The following is a 19,904-nucleotide window of genomic DNA, read 5'->3' as shown; positions in this document are numbered from 1 at the left end:
AGTTAGGGAGCGGTGGCCGCGCCTTTGGGCGGCAGGGGGAAGACGGTGCGGAGGAGGGCGGCGGGCTCGGAACGCTCGTCCTGGAGGACGTTGTCGTAGGTGAGGCGGAAGACGTAGCCGTGGTAGGCGGGGACGCCCTTCGGGTTGGCCGCCTCGGCGGCGGAGAGGGGACGCTTCCGATAGACGGCGCGGAGGACTTCGGTCCGGCCGTCCTGCCAGGTGGCGTGGCTGTTCTCGAAGGCGACCTCGATCTTCGCCGAGGTCGGGGAGAGGGCACCGTCGAGGAGGCGGTCGTAGAAGAAGAGCTTGATGCCGACCTTGCCGGGATCGATTCCGGCGCGCATCGCGCAGACGATCGGGATGCGGACGACGAAGCCGGTGCCGTCCTCGGCGGCGACCTTCGTCGGCGTTAGGACGGTGAAGAACTTCCCGCCTTCGGGGAGAGGAAGCGGCTGGGAGGCGGTCGGAGCCGGGGCCGAAGTGGCACTGGCATCGGCGGCGGGGGCGTCCGTTGCGGCAGGGGCCGCGGGAGCCGGGGCCGTCGGGACGGGGGACGAAGGTGCTTCGGCGGCGGGCGGGGCTGGAGACGTCGGCGCGGGAGTCGAGGCGATGAGGGAGGAGGAAGTCGAGGCGGGGGAGGCGGCGGGCGGGGCGGTATCGCCCGCGGGACGGTTGGCGAGGGAGGCGAGGTGGACCTTGGCCTGATCGGCGAGGGGACCGGCGGCGGCCCCGAGGTCGGCGATCCGCTTCCAGTAGGTCGCGGCCCGGGCGAAGTCCCGTTCCGATTCGGCGAGCTCGGCCTGGTAGCAGAGGACGCGGAGGTCCTTCGGGGAGATCGTCTCGGCCTCCAGGAGGGCGGAGCGGGCGAGATCGGTCTCGCCCTGCTGCATGTAGTTGTATCCCTCGCGGACGAGCTCGTCGACCCGGAGGGCCGGATCGACGGGGACGGCGATCCGGGCGGGGCCGAGGCTCGGCTTGAGGGGGTTGAGCGGGACGGCGGGCGTCGCGGGGGGGGGCGTCGCCGGGGCCGGGGCGGGACTATTCTCGATCTTCTGCCGTTCCCGCTGCACCTCGGGGGAGCGGGTGTCGATCGCGATCTGGTGGCGGAACCACGGGATCGTGAAGAAGAAGGCGGCCTGGACGACGAAGACGGCGAGGACCAGGTAGATGGCGACTTTGTAGGTCTTCGGCCTCACCCGTTTCGTCTGCCCGTAGGGGGCGCGCCCTCCGCCGGGAAGGGTCCCCTCTTCGGGATCGGGTTGACGGGGGGGGCGGTCGGACACAGGGGGGATATCCTCGCACACCCGTCCCGCCCCGGCAAGTGCGGGAGAGCGATTCGGCATGAACCCCTTACAGGGGGGATCGGCCTCCCGTCCGGCCTGGTCCTGAATGCCGATTGGCTCCTAGAGCCGGTGTTCGGAATGGGAGCTGCGGAGGCGGATCGTCTTCGAGCCGAGGTTGTGGCGGGTGTCGATCCGGCGGACGGTCTGGCTCCGGGCGCGCATGAGGATCGAGTGGGTCTCGGCATACTCCCCGGTCAGGCGGACGCCGGGGAGGCCGGGGCAATCGCTGATCGCGGTGGCGCAGAACATGATGTTCCGCCCCTTGGCGAGGTCGGCGGAGGTGTAGACGCGGTCGAGGGGTTCCTTCCAGCCGGAGGCCTCGATCGAGGCCCGTTCCTCGGCGTCCCTCGGCCACATCTGCGCCTGGATATCGCCGCCGAGGCAGCGGAGGGCGGCGGCGGCGAGGACCGCCTCGGGGGAGCCGCCGGTGCCGACGTAGAGATCGATCTCGGGATTCGGGAGGGAGGGGGCGATGGCGCCGCCGATGTCGCCGTCGCCGATCATGCGGAGGGCGCAGCCGACCTCGCGGATCTCCGCGATGAGGGCGGCGTGGCGGGGCCGGTCGAGGACGCAGACGACGACGTCCTGGACCCGCTTCCGCAGGGCCTTCGCGACGATGGCGAGGGTCTCGTCGATCGGGCTCAGGAGGTTCAGCGTCTCGATGCCCATCTTCTCCGCGTAACGCTTCACCTGCGGGCCGTAGGCCAGCTTCTTCATGTAGAAGGAGGGAATGTCCATCAGCGCCTGGTCGATCCCCGGCTCGGGCGAGGCGGCGGCGATGACGGAGAGGGAGCCGGGCATCCCCTTGGAGAGATTGGTCGTGCCGTCGATCGGGTCGATGGCGATGTCGAACTTCGGCGTGCCGGGGAGCCACCTGCCGAGCTGCTCCCCCTTGAAGAGGCCGGGGGCGTTGTCCTTGATCCCCTCGCCGATGACGACCTCGGCGCAGATGTTCATGAGGTCGAACATGCCGCGCACGGCGTCGCTCGCCGCGCCGTCGGCCAGCTCCTTCTGCCCGCGGCCGAGCCACGGGAGGACGTTCAGCGCCGCCGCCTCGGTGGCGCGGATGAAATCGAATTCGATGAGCCGCTCGATGTCGAGGTAGCGGTCTTCCATGGCCTGATGATTCGGCATCGCCCCATTCGATCAAGTGTCATATCGGATAACAAGTGGAATGGAGCGGATAGGTAAAAGGAGGGGTGCGTCTAGGGGTTGGCGGAAAGGGCGGTCTTCTCGAGGCGGGCGGAGAGGAAAAGATAGCGGACATATTTTGCCGAGACGGCGATGGAACTCCCGGAGGACGCGCCATCGTCCTTCTTCTCGGCCCCGGTCCAGATGGGTTGCCCGGCGGTGTTGGCACCCGGAAGGAGGATGGCGATCCTGCCGCCGTCCCGCACTGTCTCGTAAAAGGCGTCGCTGGTCTCGACGAAGGAGGCCATCAGGGGCCCCTTCTCGAAATAGGGAGGCCTGGCGGCCTGGCTTTGGGTGAATCCGATGAAGTTGCAGAGGTGAAACATTCCCTGAAGGACGATCTCGTTCCCGTTGAGGAGCGGCGTGAGGTCGATGGTGACGCCGATTTCCTTGTGGTCGAAGTCCCGCGGCGTGGGCGGCACGACGGCGATCGCTTTTCCCTTGGCGTCCCAGGCCTTCTCTTCGGCCGGATTCATGTAGGTGGGGTAGTAAATCCGGCGTGTCACCGCGATTTCCATCTTGGTCCCCGTCTTCGCCCGGAGAGTCGGGGCCGACAGGACATTCACCCCTTTGATCGAAACGAGGTTGGCAGGGTCCCCCTGGCGCACTGCGGCAGCGCATGCCTCGCGATGCGCGTCGTAGGTCGCCTCGTCCATTTCGATGACCTCCGATTCGATCGAGATCGAAGGCCCGGGCCGGGCCGCTTCCGAGGCTTGCGGCGGCGGGGCGGTTGGAGGGGGCTGGGCCGAAAGCCGGGCGGTCGCGACAAAAAAGCCGAGGGAAAAGAACCCGTACAAGGCCCCCAGGGTGACGATCCAGCCCGCCGGGGTGCGGCGCAGGTTGGGCGCGAGGATCGCCCGGAGGCGGCCTTCGATGGGTCCCGACGAGGCCATCGCCACGGCGGGGAGCGGGGCGGCGGCGGTCGTGGTTTGGCGGACCGTGGCGATCAGGACGGCGGCGTAGTCGCTGGGGAGAAAGGAATGGGCGGAAAGGACGGCGTCGTCGCAGGCCCGTTCCCGTTCCCGGCGGAGGCGGAGGGAGGCGATCCAGAGGAGCGGCTGCCACCAATAGAAGGCCTGCAGGAGGCCGAGGAGCGGCTGGACGAGGTGGTCGCCCCGGCGATGGTGGCCCGCCTCGTGGGCGAGGACGATGGCGAGGCGTTCGGCGGTCCACGACGGGGCCGCGGCGGGGAGGAGGATGACGGCGGGGAACGCCCCCGCGAGGAGCGGGACGGGAACCGCGTCCGAAAGGAGGACGGGCAGGCCGTCGTAGGCGGGATGGAGGGCGAAGGGCCGGGCGGCCCGCCCGATCCGCCGCAACGAGGCCATCCCCCGGCCGAGGCGGGCCAGGCAGAAAAGAACGCCGCCGCCCCAGACGGCGAAAAGAAGGGCGGTGCCGGAAGGACGGACGGGAGAGATCTTTTGGGAAGCCGGGCGGAAGGCGGGGGCCGATGCCGTGGAGGCAACAGAGGAACCAGAGGGAGGAGCGGCGGGAGAGACGGAATGCGAAAGAGCCGGGACCGCCGCGACGGCGACTTTCACCGGGATCGTCTTCTTCGGGGCCCACAACACCACGGGCGGGAGCAAAACGAGCACGGCGAGGGCGCAGAGAAGGGTGCGGTGCCGTTCCGCCGCCGAGGCCTTGACGCCCGTGGCGACGAAGAACAGGGCGATGCCGAGGATCAGGGTCGAGCCGAGAGCGATCTCGACGGCGGGATTTTGCAGCAGGGAGAGGAGGAGGGGGTTCATCGGTCAGCGTCCTTTCTTTTTGGCTTCGGCGATCATCCGGGAGAGGCGGTCGAGTTCGGCGGGATCGAGCTGCCGTTCGTCCTCGTTGAGGAGGGCGGCGACGAGCTCCTCGCGCGAGCCCCGGAAGAGGGTGTCGAGGAGGCGGCGGAGGATCGATTGGCGCGCCTCGTCGCCCGGCATCGCGGCGCGGTAGAGGTAGCGCGGGCCCTCTTCCTCGTGGGTCAGGAGTCCCTTCTTTTCCATGACGCTGAGGAGGGCGCGGACGGCGGAGTAACCGGGGGCGGAGGGGAGGCGCTCCCGGATGTCGGCTGCCGTCGCCCCGCCGAGGGGGAGGAGGATCTCGATCACCTGCCGCTCGCGGCGGCTCAGGCGTTGTTCCCAGGCGGGGGCGCTTTTCTTCGGGCGGGGCGGCATATGCTGTTTTTTCAGCATCATGCTGGAAAACCAGCATGCACGCAAGCGGAATCGGATCTGGGGCCAGGCTCTGAGGCCCTAATGACCGTGGGAGGTGCCGTGGGAATCGCCCGCCCCCTTCGGCGGCGGGAGGAGGAATTCCCGGGGATGCCGGACGAAGCGCCGCCCCGTCTCGACGAGGAGCGCCACGATGTCGCCGGTCCGGAGGCCATAGGCCCGGGCCGCGGTGAAGAGCGAGAGGAGGAAGCTGACGCCGAGGTTGAGGACGAACATCGAGGCGATGCCCGAGAGCGCCAGCAGAAACCAGCCCTGGTGGAACCAGTGATGCTGGAGCGAGGAGCAGGCGAGCGCGAGCTGCCCCGTCGAGAGGGTGACGTGGCGGACGTCGAGCGGGAGGCCGAGGAAGCTCCCGATGACGGGCGTCATGCCGAGGAGGAATCCGAGCGAGATGTTCGTCCCCCAGCCGCCGATGTTCTCGGAAAAGACGACGCTCCACCGGGCGAGGCGCTCCCGGCCCAGCCGGTCCCGGAGGCGGTGCTCCCGGATCGCCTGGGGGAGGCGATGGTAGACGGCGAAGTTGTCGACCCAGCCCCCGATGAGGCTGGCGAGCCAGAGGATGACGCCGGTGAGGGCGGCGTAGAAGAGGGTGCCGCTGTTGAGCGGGCTGAGGGTGTGGAAGACGTGGTCGGCGGTCTCCTGGGAGAGGTAGGTGTGGCCGGTGCAGAAGAGCCAGAGGAAGCTGAAGGCGACGGCCCCGACGGTGACGACGAGGATGTTCCCGAGGGCGGCGGCGATCTGGGTCCGCACCAGCCGGGCGATGAAGGCGGCGATGGCGTCGTTCCGCTCCTGCAGTCGCTTCCGTTCGCGTTCCCTCCCCCGCGCGGGCTCGCGATCCTCGCCGTGGCCCCGGAGGATCTCGGCGAGGTGGGCGGCGGTCATCGCGGGCTGCTTCGTGGCGAGGACGAAGTTGAAAGTCTGGAGGAGGACGAAGCTGACCGCGTAGTTCAGCCCGGAGAGGAAGCCGATGACGAAGAGGGGGAGCGAGAGATGGGTGATCACCATCTTCAGCGCCGCGGTGAAGGTCGTCAGCGCCCCGCCCCCGGCGGCGGCCCGCCACATCGACCAATACTCGGCCCGGTTCTCGGCGACGTAATGGCGTCCGGTGATGCCGGAACGCTCGACGATCTTCCGGTGGAGGAGGCTCATGCTCGACGCGACGAGGAGGGTGACGCTGGCGTCGTGCCGGGCGGCGCTGGCGAGGTCGCAGAAGAGGACGTGGATCGCGTGGGAGTGGACCGGGTTGCGGACCGGCCCGTCGGGGGAGTCGGTCATCGGGGCCGAGGTCATGATGTCGGCCATGATCTCCATCCGCCCGAGCGCCTGCTCGATCACGGCGACGCCGAAGACGATCTCGACGCTGACGCCCGAGGTCTCCAGCCGCCGGTTCACCGTCGCCAGCGCCTGGCGGCAGGCGGCGGCCTCCTTCCGCCACAGCTCGGCATAGCGGTGGATGTCGGCCCCCGTCCGCCGGGCGCTCCACCGGAGGACCAGTTCCTCCGAGGCGGCGGGGAGGCGGTAGAAGGGGGAGTCGGCGACGCCGCCCGGACGCGGGCCCTCCGTGCTCCGGGCACGGAGGTCGGCGGCGAGGCCGTGGGCCTGGGCCTTCGCCGCGAGGAGGCGGAAGCCGTCGGCGAAGGCGGCGCGGAGGCCCCGGTCGATGCTCGGGTGGTCGATCGGGAAGACGAGGAGGATGAAGCGGTGGAAGAGGGCGGGGTCCATCCGGCGGAAGCTCTCCGGCGCGGCGTTGTCCCGGAACTGCCGGACCAGGAGGCGGCCCAGGTCGTGGTCGTCCCGGGGCTCGGGAAGGATCACGCGGACGAGGCGGTCCCACAGCTCGGGGAAGAGCCCCCGGGCGCTCGGCATCCCCGATTCGGCGAAGAGATTCGCCCCCTCGGTCTCGTCGAAGATCCGGGCCAGCGCCGTCTGGAGGCGGAGGCGGACCTCGGGCAGCGATTCGAGGAGGTCGAGGAGGGCCTCGAGCCGATCCCATTCCTGCTCCCCGCCGTCGCGCACCCAGTCGACGATCTCGAGCCAGGCGTCGAGGCGGTCCCCGAGGGAGGCGGCCTCGGCCAGCGTGTCGAAGTGCTTCACGAAGGCCAGCCCGTCGGCGGCATGGAGTTCATGCCGGGAGAAGACGGCCAGGATCTGGGGGAGCATTGCGCGGGAAGAATCGTCCAGAAGAGAGGAAAGCGCAAGGGGGGAGGGGTGCGAAGAAGATCGCCTTGTCTCCGGCCAAAACACGCCTAAAGTCAAATAACGATGCGCTACGACCACGACGAAGAGGAAGAAGAAGGCAAGGAGAAGAAGTCCGAGAAGGAAGCCTCCTTCCGCTCGAAGATCGAGGAAAAGATCTTCAACACCCGCACCGTGATGATCTACGGCGGGATCGACATGAAGAAGGCCCAGGACGTCACCGAGAAGCTGATCGCCCTCTCCGCCGTCTCCGACGACCCGATCAAGGTCTTCATCAACTCCCCCGGCGGCCACGTCGAGTCGGGCGACACCATCTACGACATGATCCGCGCGGTGAAGCCCCGCGTCATCGTCATCGGCACCGGCTGGGTCGCCAGCGCCGGCGCCCTCATCTTCTCAGCCCCGGACGACGTCCAGAACCGCGTCGCCCTGCCGAACACCCGCTTCATGCTCCACCAGCCGAGCGGCGGCGTCGGCGGCCAGGCCTCCGACATCAGCATCGAGGCGCAGGAAATCCTCAAGATGCGCCTCCGCCTGAACGAAGGCTTCGCCCGCCAGACCGGCCAGACCCTCGAAAAGATCGAGCACGACACCGACCGCAACTTCTGGATGTCGGCCGAGGAAGCCAAGGCCTACGGCCTGGTCGGACGGATCGTCCGGTCGATCGCCGATATTTAGGGCGGTCGGGAGGAGGCGGGCCCGCCCCGGTTCCGCTCTCCCCTCCCAACAAAAAACCCCGCCATGAGGCGGGGTTTTTTGTGGTGATGCAGGTTTTGGACCTTAGGCCTTGGGAGCCGCCTTGGCGGCGTCGGCGCCGAGCTTCGAGAACATCTGGGAGAAGTCGGGCTTCTCGTCGGAGCGGGTGGCGAGGTTCTCGGAACGACCGACGAAGAGGGCGCCCTCCTCGATGAGGAACTTCCCGGCGCGGACGTCGCCGTAGACCTGGGCCTTGCCGCGGAGCTCGAGGCGGCCGGAAGCGATGATGTTTCCCTGGACCTTGCCGTAGATGACGATGTCCTGGCCGTGGACTTCGGCCTTCACCATCGCCGATTCGCCGATGGTCAGGAGGCCGTTGTCGGCCTCGATCGACCCTTCCAGCTTGCCGTTGAGGTCGAGGTCCCCGTGGAAGCCGAGGGTTCCCTTGAATTCAGTCTCGGCGGTGAGGATGGTCTTCTCGGTTTTCATGGAGGGTGCGGTGCGGGAGGTGGGTTTGGAAAGGGATTCTTCCTTGTAGGGGGAGACAACGGAGGTCTCCCACGGAGCGGGTTCCTTCGAGGCCGTTTCGGTTTTCTTGGAAGTGAAGATCACGATGGCCGTACCATTCCCCTTCTTGAGGGCCACTGTCTAGTACATTTTTCCCGACGCGATTGCGTTTTTTGCCAATCGTCGGAAGGGTGGCGCAGAAGGGGTTCCGTCAGACCGCCTCCTATCGCCTTGACAGGGGTGGGGGGGTACGCCAAGACTGCGCGCCGCGCTTTTTATGGTGCATCACATCTGCCAGCTTCAAACCTACGACCGGGTCAACCCCGAAGCGATCGAAACGATCATGGTCGAAACCCGTATCCGTCTACTGAAGATCCCCGAGGTCAGCAACCTCCGCGTGGGCAAGCGGATCGACAAGGTCCACAACCCGTTCACCCTCTTCTTCTCCTACGACGTCGACAACATGGAGAAGCTCCGGCAGGTCCACGACAGCGCCGTCTACATCCAGTTCCAGCGCCAGATCATCGAGCCCAACGTCTCGTGGGTCGACGCCCGGAACTATGAGATGGAGCCCGGCAAGGACGTCGCCTACTCCTAGGCTTCCCCTCCTTGCGGGGAAGTCTTGAGCGGAATTCCTTGCGCCTCCTGAAAAAATCAGGTTGCGTACGCTTCAATCGGGTTAATATTCGTTCTCCATCTTTCTTTTCACCATGCGCCTCACTCCCCTCCTCCTCGGCACGCTGACCTGCGGCCTCCTTTCTTCGGCCTCGCTCTTCGCCGCCGATACCGCCTCGTCCGACGAGTTCGGGAAGTATGCGATCCATGACGCCCCGAAGGACGGGACGCCCCGGGTCCAGGAGGCCTCCCGCAACGACGTCGGGCAGGAGCTCGAAGTCAGCGGCCTCCACGCCTTCGCCTCGCAGGCGAAGCACGGGGACGACGGCTTCGGCTACGTCTCCGAGACGAGCAGCCACTTCAAGTACGTGGCGGTCCCGAAGATCAACGACGATCTCTTCCTCCGCTTCGGCCTCGAGTGGGACCGGTTCGACTTCGGCACGGGCGGCCTCCACCCGAACTTCGGCATCCCCTCGACGCTCGAGAGCGAGGCCGTCGTCGTCGGCGTCGACTGGAAGGCGAGCGACCAGTGGCTCATCCGCGCCGAGGCGGCCCCCGGCTTCTACGGCACCTCGGAGAACATCGGCTACGAGTCGATGTCGGTCCCCGTCACCGTCGGCGCCGTCTACCTGAAGAGCGACGACGTCCAGTATGTCTACGGCTTCCTCTTCGATCCCCGCGGGCAATACCCCGTCCTCCCCGCCATGGGCCTCCGCTGGCGGATGAGCGAGAAGTGGGTCCTGAACGGCGTCCTGCCGAAACCCCGCCTCGAATACTCCCTCAACAACAAGACGACCCTCTACGCGGGCGCGGCGATCGACAGCGGCACCTTCCGCGTCAATCCCGGCACCGGCAGCAGCACGGGCCGTCCCGGCCTCGGCGGCGCGCGGGTCGGCTACACCGAGGTCGGCCTCGGGGCCGGCGCCTCGTGGAAGTTCCTCCCCGGCTGGGCCCTCGAAGCGGACGCGGGCTACCTCGTCTACCGCGAGTTCAATTACTTCAACGCCAACGCCAACTTCCAACCCGAGCCCGCTCCCTACGTCAGCCTGAGCGTCGGGGCGAAGTTCTAGGGGGCCGCGAAGAGGGCGGTCGCTACCGCGCGGCAGTCCCCCTCTGATAGGCCTGAACTGGAAAACTGGCGTCCGAGTGCTAGCGGAACCAAAGCGGCCGTCTTCCAAACGCACCTCTCCCATAGAGCCCTCTCCCGATAGGAGTCTGGGCGTATTGGTACCGCTCCCCCTTCAGTACGTACCCTCGGGCGTACCGGAAGCATCCGATTTTAATCCAGTTCAGAGACGAGGCGCAGGGGGAAACGCGTCCGCCTAGCTAAGGCCCTCAGAACAGGAGGTCACGGAGGGGCGAAGCCCCTCTGTGGCTATAAAGCGGGTTACATCCAGCTGTACAGGGTCGACCGCGCAGGTCCCGAAGGGCCGCAACGCAACAAAAAAGCCGGCCTCCCTCACGGGAGCCCGGCTTTTCGCGGAGACAGAGTCGCTTAAGCAGCCGCAACTTCCGCAGCGGGCTCTTCCGCCGGCACCAGCGGCGTCAGGCTCTCGCCGAGCTGGAAGCGGACGAAGCGGCGGAGGACGATGTTCTCGCCGAGTTCGGAGATCTTCGAGGCGATGTGATCCTTGATGGTGATCTTGTCGTCCTTGATGAAGGGCTGCTCGAGGAGGACGACGGTGGAGAAGAACTTGTCGAGGCGGCCGGTGACGATCTTCTCGACGACCTGCGGGGGCTTGTCCTTGATCTGGGCGGAGACGATGTCCTTCTCCTTCTCGACTTCGGCGGCGGGGACTTCCTCGCGGCGGACGAAGCGGGGGCTGGCGGCGGCGATCTGGAGGGTGAGGTCCTTCACGAGGCCCTTGAAGCTGTCGGTGCGGGCGACGAAGTCGGTCTCGCAGTTGAGCTCGATGAGGACGCCGACCTTGTCGCCGGCGTGGATGTAGGAGGCGATGACGCCGTCGTTGGCGTCGCGGTTCCCCTTCTTGGCGGCGGAGGCGACGCCCTTCTTGCGGAGCCAGATTTCGGCGGCGGCGAGGTCGCCCTTGGTTTCGACGAGGGCCTTCTTGCAGTCCATCATGGCGGCGCTGGTGGCGTCGCGGAGCTGCTTGACGAGGGCGGGAGAGATTTCGCTCATGGTGATAGTGTGGTTCTTGGTTTTAAAGTCGGAAATCCGCCCGACCGGTTCGATGCCGGAGGGGCGGATGTTCTGGAAGTCTTCGGCGGAGGACTAGGCCGAGACGCCCGTGAGGGTGTCGTCGGTGACGGAGGCCGCCTGCTTGTCGCCGCTGCCGCCCTTGGGCGAGAAGTCGCCGCGCTGGGCCTTGCCCTCGATGATCGCCTCGCTGAGGCCGTCGAGGAGGACCTTGATCGAGCGGATCGCGTCGTCGTTGCCCGCGATGGGGTAATCGGCGAGGTCGGGATCGGCGTTCGTGTCGACGATGGCGATGACGGGGATCTTCAGGCGGCGGGCCTCGACGACGGCGATGTTCTCGTGGACGAGGTCGACGATGACGACGGCGCCCGGGGGCTTGTCGATGTCCTTGAGGCCGTCAAGGTTCTTGTGAAGGCGGGCGTTCTCGCGCTTGAGGGCGGCGAGTTCCTTCTTCGGGATCTTGTCGAAGCCGCCCTTGGCCTCGAGGTCGTCGATGAAGCGCATGCGCGCGACCGACTTCTTGATCGTGGTGAGATTGGTGAGGGTGCCGCCGAGCCAGCGCTCCGCGACGTAGCCGGAGCCGCTGCGGGTGGCGAGCTCGATGACGACCTGCTGGGCCTGCTTCTTGCAGCCGACGAAGAGGGTCTTCTCGCCCTTCGCGGAGATGCCGCGGAGGAAGTTCGCCGCGTTCTCGATCTGCTGCGCCGACTTCGTGATGTCGATCACGTAGATGCCGTTGCGCGCCTCGAAGATATAGGGCTTCATCTTCGGGTTCCAACGCTGCGTGCGGTGTCCGAAATGTACACCCGCGTCCAACAAGTCTTTAATGTCTACTTTGGCCATAATCCTTCACAACTTTTAAGTTAGAGTGATCCGTGAGGCGAGCGGCCGGGACGTCGTTGTGTTCTTTGCAACGTGATCCCTTGATTCAGGGGTCGGCGCAGGACTCAGAGGACAGACTGGCTGTCCAAGCGTGCTCCGGCTTCCCGCCTTCGGATTCTTTTCCCCCCGGTTCTTCAGAACAAAGGGGAAGTGCAACAGTAGAGGCCTCCCCTCCTTTGACAAGCAGAAATTTCCCCCGCGCGACTTTTGCCCCCTCCGTACGGTTCGCCTCCCTGTACCTTTCCTGGGACGTACAGTCATTCTTGTAAAGGTTTTCCCGTAAATATCGTATTGACAGGGCTTACCGAAGAGTTACGATGGGCGTCATCTAAGTTTTCCCCCCAAACGGAGCCCATGTCATTCTCCCCGGCCACCCGAGTTTTTACACTTTCCCGCGCAATGGGCGTGCGGGCCGGGATCTCGACTCTTTTTCTCTCCGCTTTTTACGCGCTTTGCGTTTTTTCCCCGAGCCCCGTTGCGGCGGCCGAGGCGACCGATCCCGATTCCGGCCTGACCAAGGCGAAGCCGAAGGCGGCCTACCCGTGGAAGAAGAACATCGTCACCACGAACTTCTGGATCGGCCAGGGGTCGAGCAGCTATAGCGACACGACGAACTCGGCGAGCGCCTGGGACGAGAAGTGGACGAAGAACTACGGCGGCGTCGACGACCCGACCCGGCACGAGGGATTCGTCCCGAAGAAATTCGCCGCCACGCAGAATCCCTTCTACGTCGCCCTCCCCTTCAACGACGTCGTCTACCCCGAGTTGGCGAAGAAGTATTGCCCCTGGTACAAGACGCCCGGCGCCGACAACCGCTACATCTCGCAGTGCAAGGGGAAGTGGATCCAGATCATGAACCGGAACGGCAAGTCGGCCTACGCCCAGTGGCAGGACGTCGGCCCCATCCGGACCGACATGGCCTCCTACGTCTTCGGCGATGCCCGCCCGAAGGAATTCAACGGAGCCGGTCTCGATGTCTCCCCCGCCGTCGCCGCCTACCTCGGCCTCACCGGCCTCGACAAGACCCATTGGCGCTTCGTCGACGACTCCGAAGTGCCGAGCGGCCCCTGGCTGACCTACGGCGAGGAGGCGATCATCTACGCCGCGCTGAAGCAGAAGGAGCGGGAGCTGGCCGACGGCTGGCGTCCCGGCAAGAAAGTCGCCTCGATCGAGGCCCAGCGTTAGGCCCATGGCCGACCCGGTCGCGCCCGCGCCTTCGTCTCCTCTTGCCTCCCCGCCCGCGCCCACCTGCGCCGCCCTCTTCCGGGGCTTTCTCCTTCTCAGCCTGATGAGCTTCGGCGGGACGCTGCCCCTCGCCCATCGCGTCCTCGTCGAGGAACGGCGCTGGCTGACGGGGGCCGAGTTCGTCGACCTCCTCGGCCTCTGCCAGTTCCTGCCCGGCGGGAACATCGTCAATCTCTCCGCCGCCATCGGCTTCCGCTTCCGGGGCGTACGCGGGGCGGCGGCCTCCCTCCTGGGGCTGCTGGCCGTTCCCTCCCTCATCGCAATCGGCTTCGCGACGGTCTATGCGCACTACAAGGACGATCCCCGCGTCCGTCACCTCTTCGCCGGCCTCGCGGCCGCGGCGGCGGGGCTCCTCGTCTCGATGGCGGTGAAACTCGCCCGGCCCCTGCGGGGGAAGCCGCCGGCGATCGGCGTCGCCCTCATCGGCCTCATGGCCCTCGCGGTCTTCCGCTTCCCCCTCGCCGCGACGCTCCCGGCGCTGATCCCCCTCGGCATCGCGGCGGCGTGGTGGCGGGAAAGAAAAGAGACGGGGAAAGGCCTCCCCACCCCATGACGGCCCTCCTCGGTTCTCTCGCGCTCCTCTTCGGCCACCTCGGCCTCCTCGCCTTCGGCGGCGGGAATACGATCCTGCCCGAGATGGAGCGGCAGGTCGTCGACGTCCATCACTGGATGACGGCCCACGATTTCGGCGCCCTCTTCGCCCTCGCCCAGACCGCGCCGGGGCCGAACATGATGATCGTCGTCCTGGTCGGCTGGAGTGTCGCGGGAGGCCCCGGGGCTCTCGTCGCCGCGCTCGCCGCCTTCATCCCGACGGCGGCCCTCGCCCTTGCCACCCTCCATCTGTGGCACCGCTTCCGCGACCGCCCCTGGCGGCGGCGGGTCCAGGAGGGCCTCGTCCCCGTCACCGTCGGCTTCGTCGCCGCCAGCGCCGTCCTGATCGTGAAGGGAGCGGCGACCAGCCCGGGTTTTGCGTTCATTACCGGAGTCAGCGCGTTGCTCGCGGTGAAAACGAAGGTTCATCCGCTCGTGCTGCTGGCGTTCGGGGCGGGGGTGGGGTGGTTTGGGGTGGGGCGGTGAGGGGTTTTGCGGGGAGGGGCGGCCCGTTGGGGCTGGCGGGGTCGACCCGGTACAGCTGGAGGCGATCCGCTTTATAGCCCAAGAGGGGCTTTGCCCCTCCTGGAACCTCCCCTTCGGAGGGCCTGAACTAGGCGGACGCGCTTTGGCGGCGCCTCGTCTCCTCACTGGATTAAATCGGCTGCTTCCCTGAGCGTCCGAGGGTACGAGCGATAGGGGGAGACGGGGCCAAGACGCCCAGACTCCTATTGGGAGATGTATCGATGGAAGCGTGCCTCTCTCCGAAGGAGCCGAGCCTTGGGCTGGAGGTAGCCGTTTCCCCTACCGTACTCTTATGGAAGAGGTTCAAGGCGGGGTGATGGCCTGCGTGATAGCGCAACTCCTCCCCCCCATAAAAACTGCCCGAGGGCGCTTTCGTCTTCCAATGGGGCGTTTAATTGAGTAACACCTCTTTTCCGGAGTGAATGTATGAATGTAATGCGGAAGGAGACTCTCTTCCTCGCAATGGGGTTGGCGGTCCTCTTTTCTCTTTCCTCCTCTCTCTTCTCGGAAGAAACGCCTCCTGCGGCCTCGCCTGCCTCGGCGGTCTCCGCGCCTGCCGCGACGTCTTCCTCTCTCACGTGGGCCGATTGCATCCGCCTTGCCGCGCAGAACAGCACCGATCTCCAGGCGGCCCGCGAGGCGGTGCTCAATAGCGATGCGGTGCGGCGCGGGGCCTACTCGACGCTCTACCCGCAGATGCGGATCTCCTTCGGCGACAACCGGAGTTATGTCGGTCCCGGTCCTTCCTCGACGCAGAATTACGCGACGGCCTACCAGGAGCAGCTTTCCCTCACGCAGACGATCTTCGACGGCTTCGCGACGAAGGGAAACATCGAGCAGGGGAAGGCCCAGCTCGCCCTTGCCTTCGCGAATCTCAACGCGCAGAAGGCGGCGACGAGCTACAGCCTGAAGAGCTCCTTTGCCCAGCTGCTCTACGCCCAGGAGCTCCTCGACATCAGCGACGACGTGATCGAGATCCGCAAGAGCGCCGCCCTCCTCGTCCAGCGGCTCTACGAGGGGGGCCAGGAAGACAAGGGGGCGATGCTGCTCAGCCAGGCCAATTACGACAAGTCGGTGAACGACCTCGAGCAGGCCCGCCGCGTCTACGTCCTCTCCGGGCGGCAGCTCGGCACCGCCATCGGGAAGATCCTCCCCGCCCCGGTCACCGCCTCGGGGGAGCTCCTCACCACCGCGCCTCCCTCCGAGGGGCCCGACGGGAAGCAGCCCGAGTTCGACAAGCTGGCGGTGACGACGCCCGCCTACTACCAGCAGAAGGCCTCCGTCGATGCCGCCGCCGCCGGGATCACCCAGGCGACGAGCGGCTGGTATCCGACGATCACCGCCGGGGTCAGCGGGGGGCGGACGGGGAGCGATTTCCCCGCCGAGGTCAACGGCTGGTCGGCGGGGCTCAACGCCTCCTACCCGATCTTCAACGGCGGGCAGACCTACTTCAACGTGAAGGCGGCGACGGCCTCCTTCCGGCAGACCCTCGCCCTCCTCGCCTCGGGGACGAACCAGGCGGCGATGACCCTCGCGCAGAGCTACACGAACTTCCTCAACGCGCGGGACAACGTCCGCATCCAGCAGGAGATCCTCGACGCGAACGTCCTCCGCTACCGCATCGCCGAGGCCCGCTACAAGAACGGCCTCATGACTTTCCAGGATTTCAACTCCATCGTCGACACCTACGTCGGCCAGAAGAAGAGCGCCCTCGCCGCCCGGCGGGACGCCGTCCTCTCCGAGGCCTCGTGGGAGCAGGCGCGCGGCCTCGGCGCGATTCCCTAGACCCATCCCCCCCTCCATCGTTCCTCTCCCTCCCATGAATCTTCCCTCCCCCCTTGCCCGGCTCCGCGCGATCCCGTGGAAAAACCCGCTCGTCCTCGCGGCGGTCGGGGGCGTCGTCCTCATCGCGGCGGTCGTCCTCTTCTTCCTCTTCCGTCCGGGCGGCCTCGTCTCCGGCGGCGAGGCCTACGAGTACCTCCAGGCGGGGCGCGCGCCGATGAGGGTCACCCTACGCGAGGGGGCGATCATCCAGCCGGAGCACCGGCTCAACGTCACGCCGCCGATCGCGGGCCGGATCGACTCGGTCGCCGTCCTCAACGGCGACCTCGTGAAGCAGGGGCAGATCCTGGGCTGGATCAGCTCGACGAACCGGGCTGCCCTCATGGACGCGGCGCGGGCGGCGGGGGGCAAGGAGATCGCGTTCTGGGACGACGTCTTCAAGCCCGCTCCCCTCATCGCCCCCCTCGACGGGCGGATCATCTCGACGGCCGTCGTCCCCGGCCAGGTCGTCCAGGCGGCGCAGGCCGTCTTCACGATGTCCGACCACCTCATCGTCCAGTCGAACGTCGACGAGACCGACCTGAAGAGCGTCTGGGTCGGGCAGGAGGTCGAGATCACGTTCGACAGCTTCCCCGACATGGTGCTGAAGGGGACCGTCCACGACATCGCCTACGACGCGACCATCGTGAACAACGTCACGACCTACCTCGTGAACATCTTCCTCACCGAGACGCCGACCCTCATCCGGAGCGGCGTCAGCGCCAACGTCTTCCTCATCGTCTCCGACCGCAAGGACGTCCTCCAGGTCCCGACCGACGCGCTGACGCCCGAGAACGAGGTCCTCGTCGTCCCCGGCAAGGGGGAGACCCCGATCCTCCGCAAGATCGAGGTCGGCGCGACGAACGGGCAGTTCACCGAAGTCGTCTCCGGCCTCGACGAGGGCGATTGGATCGCCCGCCGCGCCTTCGCCCTGCAGCGGGCCAAGAAGGGCGGCTTCTCCTTCCTCGCGCCCGGCGGAAAGAAGAAGGACCAGGACAAGGACAAAGACAAGAAGAAGTAGGCTCCCGCCCGCCCATGATCGTCCTCGAAAACGTCTGCAAATCGTACCTCATGGGGGAGACCGTCGTCTCGGCCCTGAAGGGGGTTTCGTTGACGATCGGGGAGGGGGAATTCGTCTCGATCATCGGGACCTCGGGCTCGGGCAAGTCGACCCTCCTCCAGATCCTCGGCCTCCTCGACCGCCCCAGCGAGGGCGTCCTCCGCATCGCGGGGAAGGACACGGCGGGGCTCTCCGACGACGATCTCTCCCGCCTCCGCTCGGAGACCATCGGCTTCGTCTTCCAGCAGTTCCACCTCCTGAAGCGGATCACCGCCGAGGAGAACGTCGCCCTCCCCCTCATCTACGCCAAGGGCGGCCAGGGCCAGCGGCCGCCCGCCGATCCGAACGTCCTCCTCGACCACGTCGGCATCGGCCACCGGGGCCACCACAAGCCGAACGAGCTCTCCGGCGGCCAGCAGCAGCGCGTCGCCATCGCCCGCGCCCTCGTCCGCCGCCCGACCCTCATCCTCGCCGACGAGCCGACGGGGAACCTCGACTCGAAGAGCGGGGCCGAGATCATGGCCCTCTTCCGCGCCCTCCACGCCGAGGGGCTCACCATCATCCTCGTCACCCACGAGCCCTCGATCGCCGCGATGGCCGACCGGACGATCCGGATGCACGACGGCCTCATGGTCGAGGATGTCCGCCGCCCGGCCTCCACTCCCGCCGGTCCGCCCGCCGCCTCCGTCGCCGGGGCGATCGCCCCCGCCGCCCCGGCCGACGCGCCGCCCCAGCTCCACCGCTGGCACCTCTTCTTCACCGGCCTCCAGCAGGCCTTCCGCAGCCTCTGGGGAAACAAGCTCCGGGCCGCCCTCTCCGCCCTCGGCATCATCATCGGCGTCGGCGCGGTCATCGTCATGCTCGCCCTCGGGAACGCGGCGCAGAACTCGGTCGGCCAGCAGATCGCCACCCTCGGCTCGAACCGCCTCACCGTCTTCGCGAACCCGCAGCAGACCGGCGGCGTCCGCATGGCTCCCGGGGCCGTCACCCGGATGACCCTCGCCGAGATGTACGAGATCCAGAAACGGATCCCGACGATCACCGCCGTCACCGGCGGCGTCAGCGGGAACGTCCAGGCCGTCTACGGCTCGAACAACGTCTTCACCTCGGCCCGGGGCGCGATGCCCGGCTATCAGGAGATCTTCAACGCGAAGCCGACCTACGGCCGCTTCTTCACCGAGGACGAGTGCCTCCAGCGGGCCCGCGTCGCCCTCCTCGGGACCACCGTCCTCGCCGGCCTCTTCGGGACCGACGGGAAGCGGAACCCGGTCGGGGAGACGATCCTCATCAACCACATCCCCTTTCGCGTCATCGGCGTCCTCCCGCCGAAGGGGGCCGACGGGTCGAACGATCTCGACGACCGGATCGTCCTCCCGCTGCAGACGGCGATGTTCCGCGTCCTGGGCCGCCGCTACGTCGACTGGATCGACACGACGACGGCCTCCCCCGACGACCTCGAGGAGGCCCAGCACGAGCTGACGGAACTGACACGGGAGTGGCCCCACATCCCCGGCGTCCTCAGCGACAGCTACCGCGTCATCGACATGTCGGGCGTCGCCCAGACGCTGCGGGCGGTGACGAACACCCTCTCGGCGATGCTCGCCAGCGTCGCCGCGATCTCCCTCGTCGTCGGCGGCATCGGCATCATGAACACGATGCTCATCACCGTCACCGAGCGGACCCGGGAGATCGGCCTCCGCAAGGCCCTCGGCGCGCGGGGCCGCGACATCCGGCTCCAGTTCCTGATCGAGTCGGTCGCCCTCTGCCTCATCGGCGGCGGCCTCGGCATCGCGGCGGGGACCGGCGTCACCCTCATCGTCGGCTACTTCCAGGGCGCCCTCCTCATCCCCACCTTCCTCTCGATCTTCCTCTCGTGCGGCTTCTCCGTCGGCGTCGGCGTCGGCTTCGGCTACTGGCCCGCGGTCCGCGCCGCGCGGCTCGACCCGATCACGGCCCTCCGGCAGGAGTAGGAGCCATCGACCCTTTCGACCGGAAACCGCAGAAAACCCGAACCCCCAAAAACACCATGACCTCCCCTCTCGCCCACCCCCTCGGCCTCCAGCTTTGGAGCCTCCGCCGCGAATGCGAAACCGACGCGGAGGGAACCCTGCGGCAGGTCCGCGCCCTCGGCTTCGACGGGATCGAAACCGCCGGGACCTACGGCTGGCCGCTCGAAAAATGGCGCGCCCTCCTCGCCGAGACCGGCCTCCAGGTCATCGGGGCCCACCTCGGCGATCTCTTCGAGAACCTCTCCGAGCAGATGGCCTTCCAGGGCGCGCTCGGGAACCGCCGCTACGTCGTACCGTGGCTCGACGAGAAGGAGCGGTCGCCCGAGGGCTATCGCAAGCTGGCGGAGCGGCTGAACCGCGCCGGGGCGACGCTCCGCTCCCACGGGGCCGAGCTCTACTACCACAACCACGATTTCGAGTTCGCCGATCTCGGCACGGGCGACGGCCTGACCGGCTACGACATCCTCCTGAAGGAGACCGATCCGGCGGCGGTCCGCTTCGAGGTCGACACCTTCTGGGTCGCCCGCGTCGGGAAGGACCCGCTCGCCTTCCTCCGGCAGAACGCCGACCGGATCGGCCTCGTCCATGCGAAGCAGATCCGCCTCGCCGAGAAGGTCGAGGTGCGGGCCGACCTCGGCGACATCGACTTCGTCCCCATCGTCGCCCTCGCCCGGGAAAAGGGCTGGCCGGTCGTCTTCGAGTACGAGGGCGAAGGGGCCATCGAGATCTGCCGCGCCGGGGCCGCCCACCTGCGCCGCTGCGCTGCGGCGGGGGTCTAAAGGAGGAGGAAGCGCGGCCTGGACGATGGGTGTTGACTTAACAACATATGTTGTTTAATGGTGGGGC

18 protein-coding genes are annotated in these 19,904 nt (G+C 67.3%); 10 read left to right on the top strand and 8 right to left on the bottom strand.

Annotated elements, in window-relative coordinates:
• Positions 1-2: 2 nt before the first annotated feature.
• The 5 genes from BLU04_RS02925 to BLU04_RS02905 form a co-directional block, all read right to left on the bottom strand.
• Positions 3-1,283: a hypothetical protein gene (locus tag BLU04_RS02925; protein ID WP_157895050.1), complete on the bottom strand. Its 1,281-nt coding sequence runs from the start codon at positions 1,281-1,283 to the stop codon at positions 3-5.
• Positions 1,284-1,403: 120 nt separating this feature from the next.
• On the bottom strand, positions 1,404-2,477 hold the full coding sequence (gene glpX, locus BLU04_RS02920) for a class II fructose-bisphosphatase (protein ID WP_093281993.1): 1,074 nt from the start codon (positions 2,475-2,477) through the stop codon (positions 1,404-1,406).
• 71 nt (positions 2,478-2,548) lie between these two features.
• Positions 2,549-4,282 (bottom strand): M56 family metallopeptidase, encoded by a 1,734-nt coding sequence (locus BLU04_RS02915; protein WP_093281991.1) that lies wholly within the window; start codon positions 4,280-4,282, stop codon positions 2,549-2,551.
• A gap of 3 nt (positions 4,283-4,285) precedes the next feature.
• Positions 4,286-4,696, bottom strand: a complete 411-nt coding sequence (locus BLU04_RS02910; RefSeq protein WP_093281988.1) for a BlaI/MecI/CopY family transcriptional regulator — start codon at positions 4,694-4,696, stop codon at positions 4,286-4,288.
• 78 nt (positions 4,697-4,774) lie between these two features.
• Positions 4,775-6,913 (bottom strand): hypothetical protein, encoded by a 2,139-nt coding sequence (locus BLU04_RS02905; protein WP_093281986.1) that lies wholly within the window; start codon positions 6,911-6,913, stop codon positions 4,775-4,777.
• 102 nt (positions 6,914-7,015) lie between these two features.
• On the opposite strand from BLU04_RS02905, the gene BLU04_RS02900 reads away from it, so the two are divergent.
• Complete coding sequence (locus tag BLU04_RS02900; RefSeq protein WP_093281983.1) at positions 7,016-7,627, top strand: ATP-dependent Clp protease proteolytic subunit; 612 nt, start codon at positions 7,016-7,018, stop codon at positions 7,625-7,627.
• Between the two features lie 102 nt (positions 7,628-7,729).
• On the opposite strand, the gene BLU04_RS02895 is transcribed toward BLU04_RS02900, so the two are convergent.
• Positions 7,730-8,134, bottom strand: a complete 405-nt coding sequence (locus BLU04_RS02895; protein ID WP_157895049.1) for a polymer-forming cytoskeletal protein — start codon at positions 8,132-8,134, stop codon at positions 7,730-7,732.
• A gap of 295 nt (positions 8,135-8,429) precedes the next feature.
• Here BLU04_RS02895 and BLU04_RS02890 point away from each other — a divergent pair, with 295 nt between their 5' ends.
• Positions 8,430-8,750 (top strand): hypothetical protein, encoded by a 321-nt coding sequence (locus BLU04_RS02890; protein ID WP_093281978.1) that lies wholly within the window; start codon positions 8,430-8,432, stop codon positions 8,748-8,750.
• Between the two features lie 112 nt (positions 8,751-8,862).
• Positions 8,863-9,837, top strand: a complete 975-nt coding sequence (locus BLU04_RS02885) for a DUF6268 family outer membrane beta-barrel protein (RefSeq protein WP_093281976.1) — start codon at positions 8,863-8,865, stop codon at positions 9,835-9,837.
• A gap of 425 nt (positions 9,838-10,262) precedes the next feature.
• Here BLU04_RS02885 and tsf read toward each other — a convergent pair whose 3' ends face one another.
• The gene (gene tsf / locus BLU04_RS02880; RefSeq protein ID WP_093281973.1) at positions 10,263-10,907 is read right to left on the bottom strand and encodes a translation elongation factor Ts; all 645 of its coding nucleotides are present in this window, start codon (positions 10,905-10,907) and stop codon (positions 10,263-10,265) included.
• Between the two features lie 93 nt (positions 10,908-11,000).
• Positions 11,001-11,768, bottom strand: coding sequence for a 30S ribosomal protein S2 (rpsB, locus tag BLU04_RS02875; protein ID WP_093281971.1), 768 nt, complete (start codon positions 11,766-11,768; stop codon positions 11,001-11,003).
• Between the two features lie 438 nt (positions 11,769-12,206).
• Here rpsB and BLU04_RS02870 point away from each other — a divergent pair, with 438 nt between their 5' ends.
• From BLU04_RS02870 to BLU04_RS02840, 7 genes are all read left to right on the top strand, one after another.
• Positions 12,207-12,992, top strand: coding sequence for a hypothetical protein (locus BLU04_RS02870; protein WP_157895048.1), 786 nt, complete (start codon positions 12,207-12,209; stop codon positions 12,990-12,992).
• 4 nt (positions 12,993-12,996) lie between these two features.
• Positions 12,997-13,605 (top strand): chromate transporter, encoded by a 609-nt coding sequence (locus BLU04_RS02865; protein WP_093281966.1) that lies wholly within the window; start codon positions 12,997-12,999, stop codon positions 13,603-13,605.
• Positions 13,602-14,129 (top strand): chromate transporter, encoded by a 528-nt coding sequence (locus tag BLU04_RS02860; RefSeq protein WP_093281963.1) that lies wholly within the window; start codon positions 13,602-13,604, stop codon positions 14,127-14,129. The genes BLU04_RS02865 and BLU04_RS02860 overlap by 4 nt, the downstream gene beginning before the upstream one ends.
• A 474-nt stretch (positions 14,130-14,603) precedes the next feature.
• Positions 14,604-15,953, top strand: a complete 1,350-nt coding sequence (locus BLU04_RS02855; RefSeq protein ID WP_157895047.1) for a TolC family protein — start codon at positions 14,604-14,606, stop codon at positions 15,951-15,953.
• A 34-nt stretch (positions 15,954-15,987) separates the two neighbouring features.
• Positions 15,988-17,010 carry an HlyD family efflux transporter periplasmic adaptor subunit gene (locus tag BLU04_RS02850; protein ID WP_093281957.1) on the top strand — a complete coding sequence of 341 codons (1,023 nt, stop codon included), beginning with the start codon at positions 15,988-15,990 and terminating at the stop codon, positions 17,008-17,010.
• A 14-nt stretch (positions 17,011-17,024) separates the two neighbouring features.
• Positions 17,025-19,019, top strand: coding sequence for an ABC transporter permease (locus tag BLU04_RS02845; RefSeq protein WP_093281955.1), 1,995 nt, complete (start codon positions 17,025-17,027; stop codon positions 19,017-19,019).
• A gap of 56 nt (positions 19,020-19,075) precedes the next feature.
• On the top strand, positions 19,076-19,837 hold the full coding sequence (locus tag BLU04_RS02840) for a sugar phosphate isomerase/epimerase (RefSeq protein ID WP_093281952.1): 762 nt from the start codon (positions 19,076-19,078) through the stop codon (positions 19,835-19,837).
• The last annotated feature ends 67 nt before the right edge of the window (positions 19,838-19,904 follow it).

It is taken from the genome of Verrucomicrobium sp. GAS474, from assembly GCF_900105685.1.
Taxonomy (GTDB): domain Bacteria; phylum Verrucomicrobiota; class Verrucomicrobiia; order Methylacidiphilales; family GAS474; genus GAS474.
This window is presented reverse-complemented; position numbering and strand designations above follow the sequence as displayed.